This is a genomic window from Kocuria sp. KSNUG, from assembly GCF_049532735.1.
GTDB classification, from domain to species: domain Bacteria; phylum Actinomycetota; class Actinomycetes; order Actinomycetales; family Micrococcaceae; genus Kocuria; species Kocuria rhizophila.
In genome coordinates this window covers 985,452-1,005,582 of the sequence record NZ_CP150981.1, presented here as the reverse complement: position 1 = coordinate 1,005,582, position 20,131 = coordinate 985,452, and the positions used below count along the sequence as shown (strand labels likewise).

At 71.6% G+C, this 20,131-nt stretch carries 17 protein-coding genes; 4 read left to right on the top strand and 13 right to left on the bottom strand.

The window, feature by feature from the left end; translation table 11 throughout:
• Positions 1-136: 136 nt before the first annotated feature.
• Entirely contained in the window at positions 137-991 is an 855-nt protein-coding gene (locus AABM36_RS04385) for a 3-hydroxyacyl-CoA dehydrogenase (RefSeq protein ID WP_423447504.1), read from the bottom strand.
• A gap of 357 nt (positions 992-1,348) precedes the next feature.
• Here AABM36_RS04385 and AABM36_RS04380 point away from each other — a divergent pair, with 357 nt between their 5' ends.
• Positions 1,349-2,764, top strand: coding sequence for a uracil-xanthine permease family protein (locus AABM36_RS04380; protein WP_423447503.1), 1,416 nt, complete (start codon positions 1,349-1,351; stop codon positions 2,762-2,764).
• A gap of 110 nt (positions 2,765-2,874) precedes the next feature.
• On the opposite strand, the gene AABM36_RS04375 is transcribed toward AABM36_RS04380, so the two are convergent.
• Complete coding sequence (locus AABM36_RS04375) at positions 2,875-3,936, bottom strand: enoyl-CoA hydratase/isomerase family protein (protein WP_423447501.1); 1,062 nt, start codon at positions 3,934-3,936, stop codon at positions 2,875-2,877.
• Positions 3,937-4,134: 198 nt separating this feature from the next.
• On the bottom strand, positions 4,135-5,313 hold the full coding sequence (locus AABM36_RS04370; protein ID WP_406018977.1) for a TDT family transporter: 1,179 nt from the start codon (positions 5,311-5,313) through the stop codon (positions 4,135-4,137).
• A gap of 71 nt (positions 5,314-5,384) precedes the next feature.
• On the opposite strand from AABM36_RS04370, the gene AABM36_RS04365 reads away from it, so the two are divergent.
• Both AABM36_RS04365 and AABM36_RS04360 read left to right on the top strand, forming a co-directional pair.
• Positions 5,385-6,287 (top strand): LysR family transcriptional regulator, encoded by a 903-nt coding sequence (locus tag AABM36_RS04365; RefSeq protein WP_406925368.1) that lies wholly within the window; start codon positions 5,385-5,387, stop codon positions 6,285-6,287.
• 160 nt (positions 6,288-6,447) lie between these two features.
• Complete coding sequence (locus AABM36_RS04360; RefSeq protein ID WP_406925369.1) at positions 6,448-7,176, top strand: hypothetical protein; 729 nt, start codon at positions 6,448-6,450, stop codon at positions 7,174-7,176.
• A gap of 101 nt (positions 7,177-7,277) precedes the next feature.
• Here the strand turns inward: AABM36_RS04360 and AABM36_RS04355 are convergent, their stop codons facing one another.
• The 9 genes from AABM36_RS04355 to AABM36_RS04315 all read right to left on the bottom strand — a co-directional run bounded on the left by AABM36_RS04355 (position 7,278) and on the right by AABM36_RS04315 (position 16,966).
• Positions 7,278-9,140 (bottom strand): ATP-binding cassette domain-containing protein, encoded by a 1,863-nt coding sequence (locus AABM36_RS04355; protein ID WP_406925370.1) that lies wholly within the window; start codon positions 9,138-9,140, stop codon positions 7,278-7,280.
• A complete protein-coding gene (locus AABM36_RS04350) occupies positions 9,140-10,156 on the bottom strand; it encodes an ABC transporter permease (protein ID WP_406925371.1) in 1,017 nt (338 codons plus the stop codon). The genes AABM36_RS04355 and AABM36_RS04350 overlap by 1 nt, the downstream gene beginning before the upstream one ends.
• Positions 10,153-11,109, bottom strand: a complete 957-nt coding sequence (locus AABM36_RS04345) for an ABC transporter permease (protein ID WP_406018969.1) — start codon at positions 11,107-11,109, stop codon at positions 10,153-10,155. Before AABM36_RS04345 ends, AABM36_RS04350 begins: the two co-directional genes overlap by 4 nt.
• 4 nt (positions 11,110-11,113) lie before the next feature.
• A complete protein-coding gene (locus AABM36_RS04340) occupies positions 11,114-12,523 on the bottom strand; it encodes an ABC transporter substrate-binding protein (RefSeq protein WP_406925405.1) in 1,410 nt (469 codons plus the stop codon).
• A 373-nt stretch (positions 12,524-12,896) separates the two neighbouring features.
• Positions 12,897-13,085, bottom strand: a complete 189-nt coding sequence (locus AABM36_RS04335; protein WP_406018967.1) for a hypothetical protein — start codon at positions 13,083-13,085, stop codon at positions 12,897-12,899.
• Positions 13,086-13,442: 357 nt separating this feature from the next.
• On the bottom strand, positions 13,443-14,339 hold the full coding sequence (locus AABM36_RS04330; protein ID WP_423447497.1) for a glycerophosphodiester phosphodiesterase family protein: 897 nt from the start codon (positions 14,337-14,339) through the stop codon (positions 13,443-13,445).
• Positions 14,332-15,351, bottom strand: a complete 1,020-nt coding sequence (locus AABM36_RS04325; RefSeq protein WP_423447495.1) for an HAD family hydrolase — start codon at positions 15,349-15,351, stop codon at positions 14,332-14,334. The genes AABM36_RS04330 and AABM36_RS04325 overlap by 8 nt, the downstream gene beginning before the upstream one ends.
• Before the next feature lie 5 nt (positions 15,352-15,356).
• Positions 15,357-15,878 carry a YbhB/YbcL family Raf kinase inhibitor-like protein gene (locus tag AABM36_RS04320; protein ID WP_423447493.1) on the bottom strand — a complete coding sequence of 174 codons (522 nt, stop codon included), beginning with the start codon at positions 15,876-15,878 and terminating at the stop codon, positions 15,357-15,359.
• A gap of 155 nt (positions 15,879-16,033) precedes the next feature.
• The gene (locus AABM36_RS04315) at positions 16,034-16,966 is read right to left on the bottom strand and encodes a carbohydrate kinase family protein (RefSeq protein ID WP_406018959.1); all 933 of its coding nucleotides are present in this window, start codon (positions 16,964-16,966) and stop codon (positions 16,034-16,036) included.
• A gap of 210 nt (positions 16,967-17,176) precedes the next feature.
• On the opposite strand from AABM36_RS04315, the gene AABM36_RS04310 reads away from it, so the two are divergent.
• The gene (locus AABM36_RS04310; RefSeq protein WP_406018957.1) at positions 17,177-18,592 is read left to right on the top strand and encodes a glyceraldehyde-3-phosphate dehydrogenase; all 1,416 of its coding nucleotides are present in this window, start codon (positions 17,177-17,179) and stop codon (positions 18,590-18,592) included.
• 120 nt (positions 18,593-18,712) lie between these two features.
• On the opposite strand, the gene AABM36_RS04305 is transcribed toward AABM36_RS04310, so the two are convergent.
• Positions 18,713-20,131 carry a M18 family aminopeptidase gene (locus AABM36_RS04305; RefSeq protein WP_423447911.1) on the bottom strand — a complete coding sequence of 473 codons (1,419 nt, stop codon included), beginning with the start codon at positions 20,129-20,131 and terminating at the stop codon, positions 18,713-18,715.

The following is a 20,131-nucleotide window of genomic DNA, read 5'->3' as shown; positions in this document are numbered from 1 at the left end:
GGGCCGATGCGGCGGAAGCCCGGAGCCCGTGTCGCCACTCCCCTCAGAAAAAAGTGCAGCTTTTGCCACATCCGCAGCGGATTTTGGCAAAAGCTGCACTTAGTCCTCGGCGGCCCGCCGGACGGGGCACCTCCCCTCACTCGTACGTGTAGAACCCCTGCCCCGAGCTGCGGCCCATGTGGCCCTGGTCGATGAACTCCCGCTTCACGCGCTCCGCGACCCGCTGGGACTCCTCGGTTCCGGCGTTCATGTTGATTTGGTAGTACGTCTCCATGCCCACGTGGTCCAGGATCTGGAACGGACCCAGCGGTGAACCGGTGGCCGTTCGCCAGGTCCGGTCGATGTCCTCCGCCTCCGCGATGTCGTTGACCCACAGGTGCGACGCCGCCGTGAGGAACGGGACCAGCAGGGTGTTGAGGATGTAGCCCGCCTGCTCCTTCTGGATGTGGATGGGCACCATCCCGATCTCTTCCGCGAACCGCAGCACGGCCTGCACCGCCGCGGGGTCCGTGCCCGCGTGGCCCATGACCTCACCCGTGTTGTTGCGCCACACCTCGTTGGCGAAGTGCAGCGCCAGGAACCGCTCCGGGTGGCCCGTGGACTGCGCGATGTCGCTGGGCAGCAGCGTGGACGAGTTGGTGCAGAACACCGTCTTCCCCGGCGCCGCCTCCCCGATCTGCGCCCACACCTTCTTCTTCAGCTCCAGGTTCTCCGGGACCGCCTCGATCACGATGTCCGCGTCCGCGAGCGCCGCCGCCAGGTCCGTGGTCCCGCTCAGCCGGGACGTCGCGGCCTCCAGCTGCTCGGGCGTGGCCGCCATGTCCCGCGTGTACAGCAGGGACAGCTTCTCCCACTTGCCGGGCAGCGCACCGACAATCTCCTCGCTGATGTCGTACACGGTCACGGTCTTGCCGAAGTACGCCGCCTGGAACGCGATCTGCGATCCCAGCACCCCGGATCCGATCACCGTGACGTTGGTCAGTTCAGCCATGATGTTCCCCCACTCCTGTGTGAGTCACGCTCGCGCGAGTCGGCCTCCGCGGGCCCGAGGACCACGGGCGTGGCCCCCGTCACTCACCGTACTCGCCCGTAGCTTTTCCGCCAGGGGCCGAGGACGCCGCACGGCCGCCTCCCCCGGCACCCTCACCACCGCGCGCACGTGGTCCGGCGAGCACCCCATCCTCGCGCGGTTCCCGCAGCACGGCCTCGTAGGCCTCGGTTCCGCACCGAGTGCCACCCCGGGGGCGCCGCTCACCGTCACAGCCCCGCCGGCCCCGCCGCCTCTCCCCGCCCGCGCACTAGAATCCTCGGGGCGGCATCCACGGTCCGCCCAGGACAAGGAGCACCCATGAGTTCGCCGGTTTCCCCCGACCACACTCCGCCCACGCGGGACGAGCAGCACGAGCCGCGCGAGCAGGACCGGCGCGGCGGCGTCGCGGACCGCCTGGGCCTGAACTGGCGGCTGCACGGGGACGGCAAACACGTGGCCCCGGGGGACGTGGTGACCCCGCGGGAGCGGCTGGCGTGGCCGCGGACCATCTCGATCGGCGCGCAGCACGTGGTGGCGATGTTCGGCGCCACGTTCCTGGTGCCGCTGCTCACGGGCTTCCCGCCGGCCACCACGCTGTTCTTCTCGGGCATCGGCACGGTGGTGTTCCTGGTCATCACGGCGGGACGGGTGCCCAGCTACCTGGGGTCCTCGTTCGCGTTCATCGCCCCGATCACCGCGTCCGTGAACCAGTACGGTCCGGGCGGCGCGCTGGGCGGCGTGATCATGGCCGGTGCGGCGCTGTTCCTGATCGGCGTGATCGTGCAGGTCGCGGGCACGGGGTGGCTGCAGAAGCTCATGCCCCCGGCGGTCACGGGCACCATCGTGGCGCTCATCGGTTTCAACCTGGCCCCGTCCGCCAAGGAGAACTTCACGGCCGCGCCCGTCACCGCTCTGGTGACGCTGGGGTCCATCGTGCTGATCTCCGTGCTGTTCCGCGGGCTGCTGGGGCGGCTGTCCATCCTGCTGGGCGTGGCCATCGGCTACCTCACCGCGGTGCTGCGCGGCGAAGTGGACTTCACGGCCATCCAGGCCGCGTGGGAGCAGCAGGGGCTGTTCGGGCTGCCGCAGTTCCAGGCGCCCGAGTTCCACCTCAGCATGGCCGGGCTGTTCATCCCCGTGATCCTGGTGCTCGTGGCGGAGAACATCGGGCACGTGAAGTCCGTGGCCCTGATGACCGGCGACGACCTGGACCCCTACACCGGCCGCGCCATCATGTCCGACGGCCTGGCCACCATGATCGCGGGCTTCGGCGGCGGCTCCGGAACCACCACGTACGCGGAGAACATCGGGGTCATGGCCGCCACCCGGGTCTACTCGACCGCCGCGTACTGGGTGGCCGCGCTCGTGGCGATCCTGCTGAGCGTCACCCCCGTGTTCGGCGCGGCGGTCGCAACCGTCCCCCAGGGGGTCCTGGGCGGCGCGGCCACCGTGCTCTACGGCATGATCGGCATGCTGGGTGTGCGGATCTGGGTGCAGAACCGCGTGGACTTCTCCAACCCGGTCAACCTCACCACCGCGGCGATCGCCATGATCGTGGGCATCGGCGACTACACCTGGTCCGTGGCCGGGCTCGACTTCGCGGGCATCGCCCTGGGCACCGCCGCCGCCCTGGTGGTCTACCACGTCATGGCGGCCATCGCCCGCGCCCGGGGCTCGGTGGGCTCGGACCCGCTCACCCCGGACACCTCGCAGAGCCCCTCGCCGCTGGGCTGAGCCCCACAGCACGACGACGCCGCACGGCTGGGGAGATCCACCCCGCACGGCACGACGCCCCGCACACATCCTGGTGTGCGGGGCGTCGGCGTCTCAGGGGGTCGGTCGGATCAGACCCGGATGGGCAGCTCCGACTTCTCGGAGACCAGGGCCCGGATGCGGTCCTCGTCCACCTCGGCGGCGGTGGCCGGCTCCCACTGCGGGGTCTTGTCCTTGTCCACCACCATGGCGCGCACGCCCTCGATGAAGTCGTGTCCCACGGCGGTGTCTTCCGCCATGCGCAGCTCGCGCTCCAGGCAGGACACCACGTCGTCGTCCTCGGAGCCCTTGCTCAGCAGCTCGAACACGCGGGCCAGGGAGGTGGGGCTCATGCCGTCCAGGTCCGAGCCCGCGTTGCGCACGACCTCCTCGAGGGTGTCGGCGCCGTAGGTTGCCACGATGTCGTCCCACCGGGCGGGGAACTCGGACTCGGGGGCGTCCTTGGAGTACTTCTGCACGGCGGCATCCACCCCGTCCGTGGTGACGGTCTCCACGAATGCGTCCACGTCCGAGGAGTCGATGAACACGTCCGCCAGGCCCAGGGCGATCGCGTCCGCCCCGGTGATCCGCACACCGCCCAGCCCCAGGTACCGGGCCACGGCGAGGGACTCGCGGCGGGCGGCGTCGTCGTCGATGGCGGCCCCGGCCCCGCGGGTGACGCGCGGCAGGAACCAGCTGGCCCCCACGTCCGTGAAGAAGCCGATCGCGGTCTCCGGCATGGCCATGACCGTGGTCTCCGTGACGATCCGGTGCGAGCCGTGGACCGAGAGCCCCATGCCGCCGCCCATCACGATCCCGTTCATCATGGCCACGTACGGCTTGGGGTAGCGGGCGATCACCGCGTTCATGGAGTACTCGGTGCCGAACGCGTCCCGGATCTCGTCCTCGTGACCCTCCAGCGCGGCGGTGCGCACCTCCTTGATGTCACCGCCCGCGCAGAACGCCTTGGGCAGCTCGGAGCGCACGACCACCTCGGTGATGGCGGGATCGTCACGCCACATCTGCAGGGCGTCCACCAGCTGGTGGTACATGCTGCGGTTCAGGGCGTTGAGCGCCTTGTCGCGGGTGAGGGTCAGCAGTCCGGTGTGTCCGACGATCTCGGCGCGGACGAGGGATTCTTCGGTGGCCTTCATGCTCCCCATGCTAACGAGCCGAACCTGAACGTGTCGCGGCGGTCACATCCGCGCTCCGCGACGCCGCCCGGGGGCGGCATGCAGAGGCCCGGGGACCGCGTCGGTGACGTGGGCCCCGGGCCTGGCGTGCGGCGTCGTCGTCCCCCGAGCCCGACGACGCCGCCCGCTCCCGTGCGCGCCGTGCGGGCGCGGTGGGTGTCAGGACGCGGTGCGCGGGATCCGCTCCTCCGCGGCCTCCTCGGTGGTGAACAGGTAGGCGCGCACCGCGCGGATCGTGGCGACCGTGCACAGGGTCCAGGTGCACAGCAGCACCAGGCACACAGCGTCCGAGGCGATGCCGAAGGCGCGGACCCCCGTGCCGCCCTCGAGCCCGTGCAGGCCCAGGCAGACGGTGCCGATGGGGAACGTGAGCGCCCACCATCCCGGCGAGTACGGCATCCCCTGCCTGAACCCGCGGACCGTCATGACCGTGGCCCACACGACCAGCGGGACGCCGCAGCTCAGCATCACGATCCCGTAGAAGTTGGCCAGGTGGACCAGCGTGCCGGTGTCCTCCGGCAGCACGAAGCGCTGCGCCTGCACCGCGATGGCCTGGGCGGCCGCGGTGGACTGGCCCACCACACCCAGCGGGATCCACGCGCTCGTGGAGGCGGCCAGCGGCAGCGGTGCCACGCGCCAGTGGTGGTGGTAGGCCACCGCGAAGACCACGAGCCCGAGCACGAGTGCCAGGAAGAAGCACGCCACGGTGATGATCACCAGCAGCAGCTGGCCCTCCCGGGTGGCCAGGTGGGGCACCAGGGCCGAGCCGGTGGTCGCCGAAACCATGGGAGGCACGATGGGCAGGCCCCAGGTGGTGGTGGGCGCCCCCACGTCCCGGCCGATGAGCCGCACTGCAAAGCCCAGCGCCGTGAGGATTCCGAGCACCGTGCCCACGGTCCAGAGCACCCCGTCCACCGCCCAGGCGGCCGAGGCGAGAGAGGGCCAGTGCGCGGGCACCACGGTGGCGGTGGCCGATCCCAGGGACAGCACACCCATGGCCACCATCCCCCACGTGGCCAGCACCGGGAGGTCCCGGATGGTCCCCGCGAGCACCGCCGGACGACGCACGATCCGCAGCGCGAACGCCGCCGTCAGGCCCACGAAGATGAACCACCCGATCACCAGCAGCACCACGGCCAGGACCTGGGCGCCGGGGAGGTCCCCGCTGAGAGTCTGCGTCAGGGTGGCCGCAATGCCCGTGCCCATGAGCGAGCCGTACCACTGCGGGCCCGCGGGCGGCAGCGGCAGCGTGTTGGCCTTGGGCTTCTTCCCGGGCTGCGTGGTGGGCGGTTTCTGGGTCTGCGGAGCAGCGGCCGAGGGCTGGGAAGAGCGCATCATTCCTCCAGAATGACGGTGTTCCGGGAGCCCCGGTAGCCCTGCATCCCGTATCCGGGGTATATCCTGCGGATATGTCTCAATGGCCGGATGTGGCGGCGCTCGAACTGCTCGTGGCGGTCGCGGACCACGGCAGCCTGGCCGCCGCGGCCCGCGCCGTGGGCACCGCCCAGCCCAACGCCAGCCGATCCATGGCACGGCTGGAGCGCTCGGTGGGTGTCCCCCTGCTGCACCGCTCCACCCGCGGCTCCACGCTGACCCCCGCCGGCCTGCTGGTCACGGACTGGGCGCGGGACGTGGTGGCCGCGTCCCGCCGGCTCGTCGACGGCGCCGCCCTCCTCGCGCAGGACACCTCCCGTTCGCTGTCCCTGCGGGTGTCCGCGAGCCAGACCGTGGCCGAGCACCTGCTCCCCCGGTGGCTCGCGGAGATGCGCTCCTCCCACCCGCAGTCCCGCGTGCGGGTGACCGTGCACAACTCGCACGGGGTGGCCCGGGACGTGCTCCGCGGAGCTGCGGACGTGGGGTTCATCGAGAGCCCGGCACCGCCCTCCGGGGTGCACCACACGGTGGTGGCTCAGGATGAGCTCGTGCTCGTGGTGCCGCCGGCACACCCGTGGGCCTCACGGCAGGAGCCCACGACCACGGACGAACTCGCCACCACACCGCTCATCACCCGGGAGGCCGGCTCCGGAACGCGCCTGGCACTGGACGAGGCACTGGGCCGGCCCGTGACCTCCCTGCTGGAGATGCCCAGCAACGCCGCCGTGCGCGTCAGCGTGCAGGCCGGCTCCGGGCCGGCGGTGCTCAGCCGGTTGGCGGTCGGCGACGCCGTGGCCGCCGGAACCCTGGTGCAGGTCCCCACGGTGCTGGATCTGCACCGCGAGCTGCGCGCGGTGTGGCACGGCCCCCGGCGGACGCAGGGCCTGGCGGCGGAGCTGATTGCGGTCGCACGGCGCGCGAGCCCGCCGGAGTCCTGACCACCGGATGCGGCATCCCTGACGGGTGTGGGTCGGCACCTACACCGGCCGGATTCCTGGTGGGCGCATGCACATGTGTCATCAGGTTGAACCCGCCGGCGCAATCTCCTCGTGCCTCTTTACCCTTGCCTGCTGCTCGGAGGGCAAGGATGATCGGCCCATGGCCACGCTTGCACTGCACTACGACCTCGACGCCGCCCTGCTCACCGATCTGCCGAGCGACGACGAGATGACCGGTCTGATGATCGACCACGCCGAGCTGCTGGGGTGGAGCCAGGGTTTCGATCCCGAGGACCGGGACTCCTGGACGTGGCAGGTCAATGAGATGACCCGGATCAGCGGTGCCACCGGCCTCACGTACTCGGTCCAGGTGAGCCTTCCCCACGACCGGCCGGTCCGCGCCCCGTGGGCGGGCATCACCACGTGTGCGCAGGACCTGTTGGGACGGTGGTTTGTTGGAGAACCTGCGGGGTACTCTTTCGCGTTCGACGCCACGGTCACGGCGGTCCGGCAGTCCTCGGATCCCGAGTTCTTCGATCGCGTGCCCGTCTCACCCGGAGCCTCCGTGGGTGTCAGCTTCTTCGCGGGGCAGGAGCGGCCCGGCGGCGTCGATCTCCTCGACACCGTGCTGGCGGAGGCACGCGGCCTGGTGATCGGGCCGTCCTCACGGCAGCGGAACGGGATGGCGCTAGAGACGGGCGCCCCACCACTGCCCGAGTTCCACGGCACCCCCTGGGAGCATGTGGCCGCCCTGGACACCCATCTCCGGGAGTGGAGCCCGCTCCTGGTCGGCTCGCTGGCCAGCACAGTGATGTTCACGGCGGCGGAGTTGCGAGTGCCGGGTCCGCTGATGATCCACCTGCGCAGGACCACCACCCCCACGACGTGAGGTCCCGCCCCCGAAGGGGTGGCTACGTCTGAGGAGAGGATTTGACGGCGGATCGTCGAGGAACCCCGTCAGATCCTCTCCTCAGGCATCACGGGCCTGGGTCAGCTCGCGTCCTCCAGCGTGGGCACGTGGCGCAGCAGCGCCTTGGTGTAGTCGTGCTCCGGGTGGCGCAGCACGGTGTCCGTGGGCCCGTAGTCCACGAGCTTGCCCTTCTCCAGCACCGCCAGCTTGTGCGAGATGTGCCGGGCCAGCGCGATGTTGTGGGTCACGAACAGCATGGCCAGCCCGCGCTCGTGCTGCAGCTCGCGCAGCAGCTCGATCACCGACGCCTGCACGGACACGTCCAGCGCGGACGTGATCTCGTCGCACACCAGCAGCGACGGCGCGTTCACGAGCGCCCGCGCCACCGCGGCACGCTGCCGCTCACCACCCGAGAGCTCGCCGGGGCGGCGGTCGATGTAGCTGCGCCCGAGGCGCACCGAGTCCAGCGCCTCCGCCACGGCCGCCCGCCGCTGCGCGCGGGACATTCCGCCCGTCATCTGCAGCGGCACCTGCAGCGAGTCGCCGATGCTGCGCCGCGGGTTCAGGGACGAGAACGGGGACTGGAAGACGTACTGGATGCGCCGGCGCTGCTCGCTGGTGCGGCGTCGGGTGCTCGGCGCCAGCACCTCCCCACCCAGCCGCACCTCCCCGGTGTAGCCGTCGTTGAGCCCGGCCACGCTGCGGGACAGCGTGGTCTTCCCGGACCCCGACTCCCCGAGCAGCATGGTGGTCTGCCCGGCCTCCAGGTCCAGGGTGATCCCGTCCAGGATCACCGCGGACCCGTACGCCATCCGCAGGTTCCGCACGCTCACCACGGGTGCGTCCTGCCCACTCCCGCCGACGACGCCGCCCGCGCCCCGTTCGCGCGTCACCGCACCGGTTCCGGGGTGGTCGCCACTGGTGGTCGCCGCGGCGTCGTCGTCCGTCGTGGGGGCGGGAGTGACGGGCGCGGACGCTGCGGCTTGGCCGGGAGCGGGCCTGCCGCGGTCCCACGGGGCGCGCACCGAGACCTCCGGGCTCACCGCGGGGCCGCCGCCCATGTCGCGGGCGCCGCGCATGTCCGGCACGGCGTCCAGCAGGGTGCGGGTGTAGGGGTGCTCGGGGCGGTGCAGGATGCGTTCGGCGGGGCCGTGCTCCACGATCGAGCCGTGGAGCATGACCGCCACGTCGTTGGCCACCTGCGCCACCACCGCGAGGTCGTGGGTGATGTAGAGCCCCGCGACGTCGTGCTTGGTGGTCAGCTGGTAGATGGTCTTGAGCACGAGGTCCTGCGTGGCCACGTCCAGGCCCGTGGTGGGCTCGTCCAGGATGATCACGGCGGGACGGCACGCGAACGCCATGGCGATGCCGATGCGCTGCTGCTGGCCGCCCGAGAGCTCGTGCGGGAACCGGCGCTGGTAGGCGCGGTCACCCGGCAGACCCACCTCGGAGAGCACCTCGCTCACGCGGGCGTTGCGCTCGTCGGCGTTGCGGCCGAACTCGTGGGCGCGCAGCACCTCGTGGATCTGCTCGCCCACGCGCAGGGAGCCGTTCAGGGACAGCGCAGGATCCTGCGGGACGTAGGCGATCGTGCCGCCGCGCAGCCGCCGCATCTTCTTCTCGGACAGCGTGAGCAGGTCCACGGCGTTGCGGTGGAAGCGCGAGGCACCCTCCTCGAGCCGCACCGTGCCGCCGCGCAGTTCCAGACCGGAGCGGAGGTGGTTCATGCACGCGAGCGCGGCGGTGGTCTTGCCGGACCCGGACTCGCCCACGAGCGCGAGGATCCGGCCCGGGTGCAGGGTGAAGCTGACGTCGTCCAGGATCAGGTCGCCGCCGGTGACCCCCAGGTCCAGGTGGGACACCGTGATCGCGGTGTCCACCGTGGCGCGGGGGACGGTGGTGGCGCGCACCCTGTTCCGGGCGTTGTGTTCCGACCTTCTCATCAGGCACCCTTCTTCGCAGTGGCGCGGACGCGGCCCGCGGAGGCCCCGGCCACGGCGTCGGCAATCAGGTTGGTCCCCACGGTGAGCACGGCGATCGCGATCACGGGCAGGAGCACTCCCCACGGCTGCAGGGACAGCGCAATCCGGTTCTCGTTGATCATCAGGCCCCAGTCCGGCGTGGGCGGCTGCATGCCGAGTCCCAGGAAGGACAGGGACGCCACCGCACCGATGGAGTACGTGAGCCGCAGCCCCACCTCCACCATGAGCGGTCCCATGATGTTGGGGACCACGTCGCGGCCCAGGATCTTCCACTGCGGCACCGCGTACATCTGCGAGGCGAGCACGTAGTCCTCCGCGACCACGCCGGCGGTGGCCGAGCGGATCACGCGGGCCACCCGGGGCGCGTGGGTGATGCCGATGACGAGCACCAGCACCCACCCCTGCGGGCCCAGGACCGTGATGGCCAGCAGCGCGAACACCAGCTGCGGGATGGCCAGCAGCACGTCACCGAAGCGCATGATCACGGCATCCAGCCAGCCGCCGCGGAACGCGGCGAGCATGCCCAGCACCGCGCCGATCCCCACGCCCAGCACGGTGGCCAGCGCCGAGTACAGCAGCAGCCGCCAGCCACCCTCCAGGAACCGGGAGAGCACGTCGCGGCCCAGGTTGTCGGTGCCGAACACCCCGGGCTGGAACGGCTTGCCCGCGAACGAGTTGGGCCCGTACCCGGTCCACGCGGGCACCACGAAGGGCCCGAGCAGCGCCACGAGCAGCACGAGGCCCGTGAGCACGAAACCCAGTTTGGCCGTGGGCTGCTGCACCACGCGTCGCGCGAAGGACACGGGCCGCGCATCCCCGCGGGACGCGCTGTGCCCGAAGTCCTGGGGTGCGCCGCCGCCCGGTGCGCCGGTGCCCCCGGGCGTGACGGCGGGGTCCGCGGCCACGGCGACGTCGTTCGCGGCCGTGGTGCCGCCGGTCTCCTGGGGCGGGACACCCGCCCTGTTCTGCGCGCTCATGAGCGGGACTCCGTCCGCAGCTTGGGGTTGGCGAGGATGCCGATGATGTCCGCGATGAGGTTCACGACCACGTAGAACGCGGCGATGATCATGGACAGCGCCTGGACCACCTGGACGTCGCGGTTGTTCACGGCGTCCACCATGGCCTGGCCCAGTCCGGGAAAGCGGAAGAGGTACTCGACCACCACGATGCCCCCGGCCAGCCACGCGAGCTGCATGGCCACCACCTGGGCCACGGGGCCGATCGCGTGGGGCAGGGCGTGCTTGAAGATCACCTGGCGCTCCGGCAGGCCCTTGAGCCGGGCCATCTCCACGTACCCGGAGTCGAGGACGTCGATCATGGTGGTGCGGGTCATGCGAATCATGTACGGCACCACCACGAGCACGAGCGTCAGCGACGGCAGGACCAGCTGCAGCGGGTAGTCCCACACCTGCATCCCCGGGGCCGCCATGGTCACGGAGGGCAGCAGGGTGAACACCGTGGTGGAGAGCAGGGTGGTGAGGATGACACCGATCACGAACTCCGGCAGCGCGGCGAGCACCAGGGAGAAGCCGGTGAGCACCTGGTCCGAGGCCCGGCCCTCGCGCATAGCGGACCACGTGCCGAGCAGCAAACCCACGGGGATGGCGATCACGGCGGCGATGACCATGAGCACCATGGACGCGGAGACCTTGCTGGCGAGCAGCTCGTTCACGGAACCGCCCGTGGCCGCCGACGTGCCGAGGTCTCCCACGAACAGCCCGCCCAGCCACGTGAGGTAGCGGGTGTACCAGGGGTCGTTGAGCTGCAGCTCCTCGCGCAGCGCCTCCAGCCGCTCCGGGGTGGCCTGCTGGCCCAGGATCGCCTGCGCGGGATCGCCGGGGAGCATGAGGGTGAACGCGAACACCAGCAGGGACACGGCCAGCAGCACGAAGACCGAGACTCCCAGCCGTTTGAGGATCATGGCGGCCATGCGATCACTTCCCTTCCTGGTCGATCCACAGGTGGCGCATGTGGAAGCCGCACACCGGCATGCCGATGCGGTGCGCGAACCCACCGCCCACGTAGTTCTGGTAGGCGTCCGCCTGGTTGAAGAACCCCCAGGCGATGTACCCGCCCTCGTCGTGCAGCTGCTTCTGCGCCTGGGCGATCAGCTGGTTGCGCTTCTTCTCGTCCATGGTGGCGCGCGCCTTCGCGTAGAGCTCCGTGAACTCCGGGTCCGCCCAGTGGGTCTCGTTGAACGGGGCCTTCTCCACGGTGCCCTGCGCCGTCTGCGAGAGGAAGTTGCGGGTGTACCAGAAGTCCTGGGAGAAGGGGTACTGCAGGTACCCGTCACCGAAGAACGTGGTGCTGTCCACGCGGCGCAGCTTCACGGTGATCCCGGCCTCCGCGGCCTGCTCCACGAACACCTGCGCCGCCTCCACGGCCCCGGACTGGATGGGCGCCGTGACGAGCTCCACCTCCAGCCCGTCGGGGTGCCCGGCGTCCGCGAGCAGCTTCTTGGCCTTCGCGATGTCCCGGGTGCGCTGCTCGAGCTGGGGCGTCCCCGGGTCGAACGGGGCGTACATGTCGTTGGCCACGGTGCCGTGGCCGGAGAACACCTGCTCCACCATCTGCTCGCGGTCCACCACCAGCCGGAACGCCTGCCGGACCCGGGGGTCGTCGAACGGTGCGACGTCCACACGCATGGTGAACGGCAGCCAGTTGCCGGTCTCGGACAGCACGGTGTGCAGCCTCGGGTCCGTGTTGACCACGTCCACCAGCGCGAGCGGCAGCTGGCCCACCACGTCCACCTGGGTGGAGAGCAGCGCATTGACCAGGGCGTCGGGGTCGTTGAAGTTCAGCAGGTGGATCTCGTCCACGTACGGCGGTTCGGCCCAGTAGTCGGCATTGCGCTTGAGCACGGTGAGCTGTCCGGGCTCGAAGTCCCCCAGTGTGAACGGCCCCGTGCCCACCGGCTTGTCGGGGTCGTAGTCCGCGGGCACGATGCCCATGGAGTTCTGGGAGAGGGAGTCCAGCAGGGTGGAGTCCGGCTGCTCCAGCTCGAAGCGCACCGTACGATCGCCCACGGCCACCACACGCTTGAGCTCCGCGAGCGCAGACGCACCGGTCTTGGGGTCGTCGGGGTCGGTGATCCGCTCGAACGTGGCGACCACGTCCTGCGGGGTCAGCGGGCGGCCGTCGTGGAAGCGCACACCCTCGCGCAGCCGGAACTCCCAGGTCCGCCCACCCCTGAGCGGACGCGCGGACTCGGCGAGCCCGGGCACGGTCTTGTAGTCGGGGTCGAACTCGTACAGGCGGTCGTACAGCCCCATCACGCGGCCGCCGTCCGCGGTGACCACCGGGGCGTGGGCGTCCAGGCTGTCGGAGGCGCCGCCGCCGGTCATCCCGATCCGCAGGGTGCCCCCGCGCTGGGGCTCTCCCGAGGCCTGGGCCACGGCCGCTCCGGGCTGTCCCTCGCTGCTGCTGCAGCCCGCCAGCGCCAACGACGCCGCCGCGGCGCCCAGTCCCATGAACCCGCGCCGACTCACGCCGGCACGGGTGGCGCGGCCCGGTGCGTTCGGCCTCGAACGGGAGGCCCGGCTCCCGGGATCAGGACCTCGGGGCGGCAGGGCGGACGGTGGCACAGGGTTCATGGGTCCTCGCAGGCTGGGTCTTCGCGGGCTGGGTGGTCGCGGGCGTGCGGAACGACGCGGGTCGTCGCGGGCAGTGCCGGTGCGCACCCGGGATCACGGGCGGCACGAAGGGGCGTGGGCCCAGCTACGGGATCTTGCTCAGGCGGGACGCCACCACGCGGTGGCCCCGCAGGGGCGCCTGGACGGTGAGCCGGCGGCGGTAGATGGCCGACTGCTCGGGGTGGGTGGGTCTGCTCGGAGGCAGTGCGCACGTCGAGGGCGACGCCGCGGTCCAGGTGCGGACGAGGGCAGGGGGAACGGCCGTGCAGTGCATGCGGCCTCCCTCGGCTCGTCGGACGGTCACCGGGACCGCAGAGGCGATCCCGAGATCACCCGTGGCCCCGATCACCCCCCAAGCTACCGCGCCGCGGGACCCGAACGGGTGAGGCGGGCAGCTCCGTTCCCCTCGCGTCGAACCCCGTCGAGCCCGCTCAGGGCCTGTGGTCGCCCGGCGGATGCGACGCCCGGGACGCGTCACGCACCCCGTCGAGGGGGGTCCGCGCGCGGGCGTGTCGGGTGAGGATGTGCTGGGCAACGGCCCGGTGCTCGGGCTGTCGGCGGAACGCCCCGGCGGAGGGGAACGCGCCGACTGAGCACGACGAGAACGTCGCGCGTGGTGCCGGGGCGGGCGTCAGAGCTGCGCGTCCGGCGGCCACTGGCCGCGTTGCTCCAGCACGGCCCGCAGCAGATCCGCCCGGTCCGTGATGAGCCCGTCCACGCCCATGTCCAGCAGCCGGTGCATGTCCGCGGGCTCGTTGACCGTCCACACCTGCACGGCGATCCCCTCCCGGTGGGCGAACTCCAGGAACCGCGGGGAGACGATCCGCACGGTGACCTTCCTCCCCAGGGGCAGGTCCAGGGTGTGGTGCTCGGGCAGCTGCAGGGTGTCGAACGGCGCCACCACCCGGGCCCACGCCCGGCGGTGACCCGCCCACAGTGCCGTGGCAATCCGCGGCGAGAGCCGGTCCGTGAGCGGCGCCACCGCGGACACCGCGAGGAACCCGGCGGTGCCGAGTGTTCCGGCGGAGGTCCGGACCCGGCGCCCGGTGAGGTGCGCTGTCCGGGCGAGCGTGCGGCGTCGTCGTGACTCGGAGAACGAGGTGACCCGCACCCGGTCCGCCGCACCCTCCCGGGCGAGCACCTCGGGCAGCGCGGCCACGGAGGCCTCGTCCTTGACGTCGATGTTCAGGCACGCGTCCGGCAGCTCGCGCAGCAGCTCGGTGAGGGTGGGGATGCCGTGCTCCCCGCCCACCCGCAGCTCACGCAGCTGCTCCCACGTGAACTCGTTGACGTCCCCGTCCGTACCGGTGACCCGCTCCAGCGTGGGATCGTGGAACGCCACGACCACGCCGTCGCTCGTGGTGTGCACGTCCGTCTCGAGCCACACGAAGCCCAGCTCCGCGGCGGCCCGGAACGCGGCCATCGTGTTCTCGTGCCCGTCCGGGGAGAACCCGCGGTGGGCGAGAGCGGCGGGGTTCCGGCCGGCGCGGACATCGGCGCCGGACGGCGTGCGCGGGGTCTCAGGCATGGTCCTCCTCGGTGGCGGGCGCACCGGAGCGCCCGGGGCGGGCAGTGGGGTCGGGGTGTGCGGGGTGTCCGGAAAGCCCGGCGTGCGCCGAGGGCCCCGGTTGCCCGCCCGCGGCCTCCTGGGCGGAGGTCTCGGGCTGGGCGGCGAGGTTGCGGGACGCGGCCGCGGGGTCGTGCTCCTCCCCCGCCAGGTACCGCTCGATCACCTGCGCCACCCCGTCCTCGGTGAAGGCCGGTGCGGTGCGCTCCACGGCGGCGACGACGCCCGGGTGCCCGTCCGCCATGGCGTAGCCCCGCCCGGCCCACGTGAGCATCTCGAGGTCGTTGGGCATGTCCCCGAAGGCCATCACCTCGTGGCGGGAGATCCCCAGCTCGGCGGCGAAGTGCTCGAGGGTGCGCGCCTTGGTGAGCCCGCGCTGGCCCATCTCCACGAGCGGGGCGGCGGCCACGGAGTGGGTGACCGCGAGCCTGCCCGCCACCACGTCACGGACGGCCTCGAAGTAGGCTTCCGGCTCCGCACCGTCCAGCTTGGCGAGCAGCTTGACCACCTGGGTGCCGGCGCGCAGGGTCTCGGTCACGGGTGCCTCGGTGACGTCCCGGATCTCCATGCGGTCCGTGCGCGCCCAGCCGTGGTCCGTGTGCACGGCGTCCAGGGTCTCCGCGGCGAACAGCGAGTCCGGGAACGCCCGGCGCACGTCCTCGATCACGGGCAGCGCCTCGGCCACGTCGAAGCCGTTGGCGCGCAGCACGCGCTCCGTTCCGGGGTCGAAGACCACGGCGCCGTTGGAGCAGATCACCACACCCACGTCGTCGAGCTGCTCGTGCAGGGGGTCCAGCCACCGCTTGGGGCGCCCGGTCACGAACACCACCTGGATCCCGGCGTCCCGGGCCGCGGTGATGGCCTCCAGGGTGCGGGGGCGGAAGCGGAAGTCCGGGCCCAGGACGGTCCCATCCAGATCGCTCGCGATCAGCCGGACGGGCCCCCGCCCCGGATCCTCTGTCTGCTCCGCCACCGCGTCTACTTCACTTCGTACGTGGGCGTGAGGAACGCGCGTCCCAGGGCGTGGGAGGACAGGGTGAAGTTCACCACGGCGGGGCTCGCGCTCTCGTCCACCTCGAGCTCGGGGACGTCCACGGCCGTCACGCAGATGATGTAGCGGTGCGGACCGTGGCCCTCGGGCGGCGCAGCACCCAGGTACTCGTCCGTGCCGCCGTCGTTGCGGTGCTTCACGGCGCCCTTCGGGGGGTTCGACGCCGCCCCGGTCGCCAGCTCGGTGACGTCCGCCGGGATGTTGGACAGGCACCAGTGCCAGAACCCGCTGGGGGTGGGGGCGTCCGGGTCGAACACGGTCACCACGTAGGACTGCGTGCCCTCCGGAGCGCCGGACCACGACAGCTGCGGGGAGACGTCCTCTCCCCCGGCGCCCATGATCCCGGAGACCTGGGGCGTGGCCACGGGCTCGCCGTCGGTCACGTCCGTGGAGGTCACGGTGAAGGTGGGCAGCTCGGGGAGATCGGCGTAGGGATGACGGTCGTACATGACGGTGTTCCTCTCATCTCGCGGGGTGGTGCTGTCCGGACGGTGCTGTCCGGAGGGTTCTGCGGTCCATCCGGCCAGGGCGGCGGGGTGGCCCTGCTCAGACGGTCCTGCCGGGCGCAGCAGGTTCTGGTGGGGGCGGGTGCGGTGGCGGGCTCTCAGCCGCCCGGGGGCAGGTCCTCTCGGGTGGGCAGCTGCGCCCCGGAGCGGGACACCGTGACGCCCGCGGCCGCGGCGGCGTAGCCCAGCAGCGCGGTCACCTCGTCCGCACCCAGCTGCTCGAGCGAGGACGCCCCGGAGGCTCCCAGGATCTCGCGGTCCGCGAGACCGCAGAGCAGCGCGGCCATGAAGGAGTCCCCCGCGCCCACCGTGTCCGCCACGGTGACCTTCGCGGCGGGGACGGTCACGCCGTCGCGCCCCGTGCCGCGGCTGAGCGCCCACGGCCCCATGGCGCCGCGGGTGACCACCACGAGTCGGACGCCGGCGTCCAGCCACGCGCGGGCGGAGTCCTCCACGGTGCGGTGCGGGTAGAGCCAGAGCAGGTCCTCGTCCGAGGCCTTGACCACGTGGGCGAGACCCACGATCTGCTCCGCGCGGGCGCGGGCGTCCGAGGAGTCGGGGATGATCGAGGGGCGGCAGTTGGGGTCGTAGGAGATCAGCGCGTGACGGTGTGCGCGTTCGAGCGCCTGCCGCACCACGGCTGCGCCGGGTTCCAGCATGGCGCCGATCGACCCCACGTGCAGCAGGTCCGTGTCCGCGAGGATCTCGTCGATCCGAACCGGGGACACGTCCAGGGACCAGTCCAGCTGGAAGTCGTAGTCCGCCGCGCCGTTCTCGTCCAGGACGGCCTGAGCCACCGAGGTGGGGCGGTCATCCGCCTCGAACGGCAGCCGCACCCCGTTGCCGCGCAGGTGCTCGACCACCTGGTGGCCGTACTCGTCCTGGCCGTAGCGGCCCAGGAACTGCACCTGGTGACCCAGCCGGGCCAGGCCCACGGCCACGTTCATGGGGCTTCCACCCACGTGGGCCCGGGGTTGTTCGCCGCTGCGGGACACCACGTCCACGAGGGCCTCACCGATCACGGTCAACATGGCTCCACGGTAGCAAAGCGGCCACCGCCCGCCCCGTGCGGGCGGCGTCGTCATCCGTGGGCACAGACCACGAGGGGGCGCGCGGGCACGTAAACTGGGGCCGACGAGCAGCGCCGCTCACGGGGCGCTCCATCACGCCAGCTCGCGCACCGCCGCGCGACACCAACACGGCCCGCACGAGGACGTCCGGGCCGAGGAAGAAGGATGCTCATGAGCGCCACGTGGTCAGAACGAGAAGCCCTCGCCGAGCAGCTGGTCCCCCTGGTGGGGCAGCTGCACCGCAACAACAAGGTGGTCACCACCGTCTTCGGCCGGTCCCTGGTGCACAAGTCCGTCACGGACATCATCAAGGTCCACCGCTTCGCCCGCCGCATCATGGGTGAGGAGATGCCCCTGGAGAAGACCGTGGAGATCGTCACGGCACTGGGTGAGCTGAACCTGGGCGTGTGCAACGTGGACGTGGCCAAGCTCCACCAGGGCTTCACGGAGTCCGGCGGCTCGGACCTGACCGGCTACCTGCGCGAGGCGCTCGCCCCGGCGGTGGACCAGCACGGCAGCAACGAGGCCGAGAACCGCGACGTGGTGCTCTACGGCTTCGGGCGCATCGGCCGCCTGCTCGCCCGCATCCTGCTCAACCGCAACGACGGCACCGGCCTGAACCTGCGTGCCGTGGTGGTGCGCAAGAAGCCCGGCAACGACCTCGTCAAGCGCGCGTCCCTGCTGCGCCGTGACTCCGTGCACGGCTCCTTCGACGGCACGATCACCGTGGACGAAGAGAACAACGTGATCACCGCCAACGGCGTGCCGATCCAGTTCATCTACGCCAACTCCCCCGAGGAGATCGACTACACCGCCTACGGCATCCACGACGCCCTCGTGGTGGACAACACCGGCGTGTGGCGCGACGAGGAGGGCCTGTCCCAGCACCTGCGCTCCAAGGGTGTGGGCAAGGTGCTGCTCACCGCCCCCGGCAAGGGCGACATGAAGAACATCGTGTGCGGCGTGAACGACCAGGACATCGACCCGCAGGACACCATCATCTCCGCGGCGTCCTGCACCACCAACGCCATCACGCCGGTGATCAAGGTCCTCAACGACGAGTACGGGATCATCCAGGGCCACGTGGAGACCGTGCACTCCTACACGAACGACCAGAACCTGATCGACAACTGGCACAAGGGTGACCGCCGCGGCCGCTCCGCCGCCCTCAACATGGTCATCACGGAGACCGGTGCCGCCAAGGCCGTGGCCAAGGCCCTGCCCGTGATGAAGGGCAAGCTGACCGGCAACGCCATCCGCGTGCCCACCCCGGACGTCTCCATGGCGATCCTCAACCTGCAGCTCGAGAACGCCCCGGAGTCCGCCGAGCAGGTGAACATGTTCCTCAAGGACATCTCCCTGAACTCGGCCATGCGCAAGCAGATCGACTACGTGGACTCCCCGGACGTGGTCTCCACGGACCTCGTGGGCTCGCGCCGCGCGGGCGTGGTGGACGGGCTGGCCACCATCGTGAACAACAACTCGTTGGTGCTCTACGTCTGGTACGACAACGAGTTCGGCTACTCGTGCCAGGTGGTGCGCGTGATGGCCCGCATGGCGGACATCTCCATGCTGCAGCTGCCGTAACCGGCTCCTGCACCACGGGCGCCCCGCGCGCCCTGCTGACGACGCCGCCCGGTGGCCTTCTGCGCGAAGGTCACCGGGCGGCGTCGTGCGTGGGAGGGTGCGCGGCGTGCCGTGCGCGCCTCAGTCCAGCCAGAAACCCCCGATGGCGCGGTGCAGGGCGTAGAGGTCCGCGGTGTGCACGAGCTCGCGGGCCGAGTGCATGGACAGCAGGCCCACGCCCACGTCCAGGGTGCGGATGCCCAGGCGGGTGGCGGTGATGGGGCCGATGGTGGACCCGCACGGCACGCCGTTGTTGGAGACGAACTCCTGGTACGGGACACCCGCGCGTTCGCATGCCTGCGCCCACACCGCAGCACCCACGGCGTCCGTGGTGTAGCGCTGCTGCGCGTTGATCTTGAGCAGCGGGCCGCGGCCGGGCTCCGGGGTGTTCACCGGATCGTGGTGGCCCTGGTAGTTGGGGTGCACCAGGTGGCCCGCGTCCGAGGACAGGCACACGGAGTGGGCGAGCGCGCGGCGGTGGTCATCGGTGGAGTCACCGCGGGCGGCGCCGATGCGCACGAGCACGTCCTCGAGGAACGGGCCCGCGGCACCGGAACGGGTGGCTGAGCCAACCTCCTCGTGGTCGAACGCGGCGAACACGCTCACGTGCTCCGCGGCCTCCAGCTCCTCCGCGTGCTCCACCAGGGACCGCAGCCCCGCGTGGACGGTGGTGAGGTTGTCCAGGCGGCCACTGGCCAGCAGGCTCTGCTGCGCGCCGATGAGCTCGGGGGCCTGGGTGTCCGCGACCGTGATGTCGTAGCCCAGGATGTCCGCGGGATCCACGCTGCGGGTCTCCCCCGCAGAGGTCTCGGCGCCCGGCGCGGTGCCGGAACCGGACGTGCTCCCGGCTTCCCCGGTGCCGCCCGGGGCCGGTGCGTGGACGGCGTCCGCCAGCAACGCGAGGACATCGGCGTCCTGGGCGTCCCCCACGCCCCACACGGGCTGGGTGTGGCGCTGCCTGTCCAGGGTCAGGGCGTCGTTGGCGGTGCGGTCCAGGTGGATGGCCAGCTGCGGGATGCGGGCCACGGGCCCGGTGCTCGTGAGCAGGCGCTGCGGCGTGCCGTCCGCGCCCCGCACCACGAGCCGGCCCGCGAAGCGCAGGTCCCGGTCCAGCCACGAGTTCAGCAGCGCACCGCCGTAGACCTCCACGCCCGCCTGGTACCAGCGGTGGGTCACCGTGGTGGGGCGGGGCTTGAGCTTGAAGCCCGGGGAGTCGGTGTGGGCACCCAGGATGCGGTAGCCCGCACCCGGCGCGGCACCGGACGGGAGCACCCAGGCGATCAGGGCGCCGTCGCGCACCGTGTACCAGCGGCCCGCGCCGAGCTGCCACGGCTGGGCCTCGTCCAGGGCGGTGAACCCGGCGGCGTCGAGCGCTGCGGCCGCGGTGGCCACGGCGTGGTACGAGCTGGGGGACGCCGTCACGAACCGCCCGAGGTCGCGGGCGAACTCCGCGTGGGCGGGGGTGTCCGCGGCGGCGTGCGCCGGGGCGGAAGCGTGCAT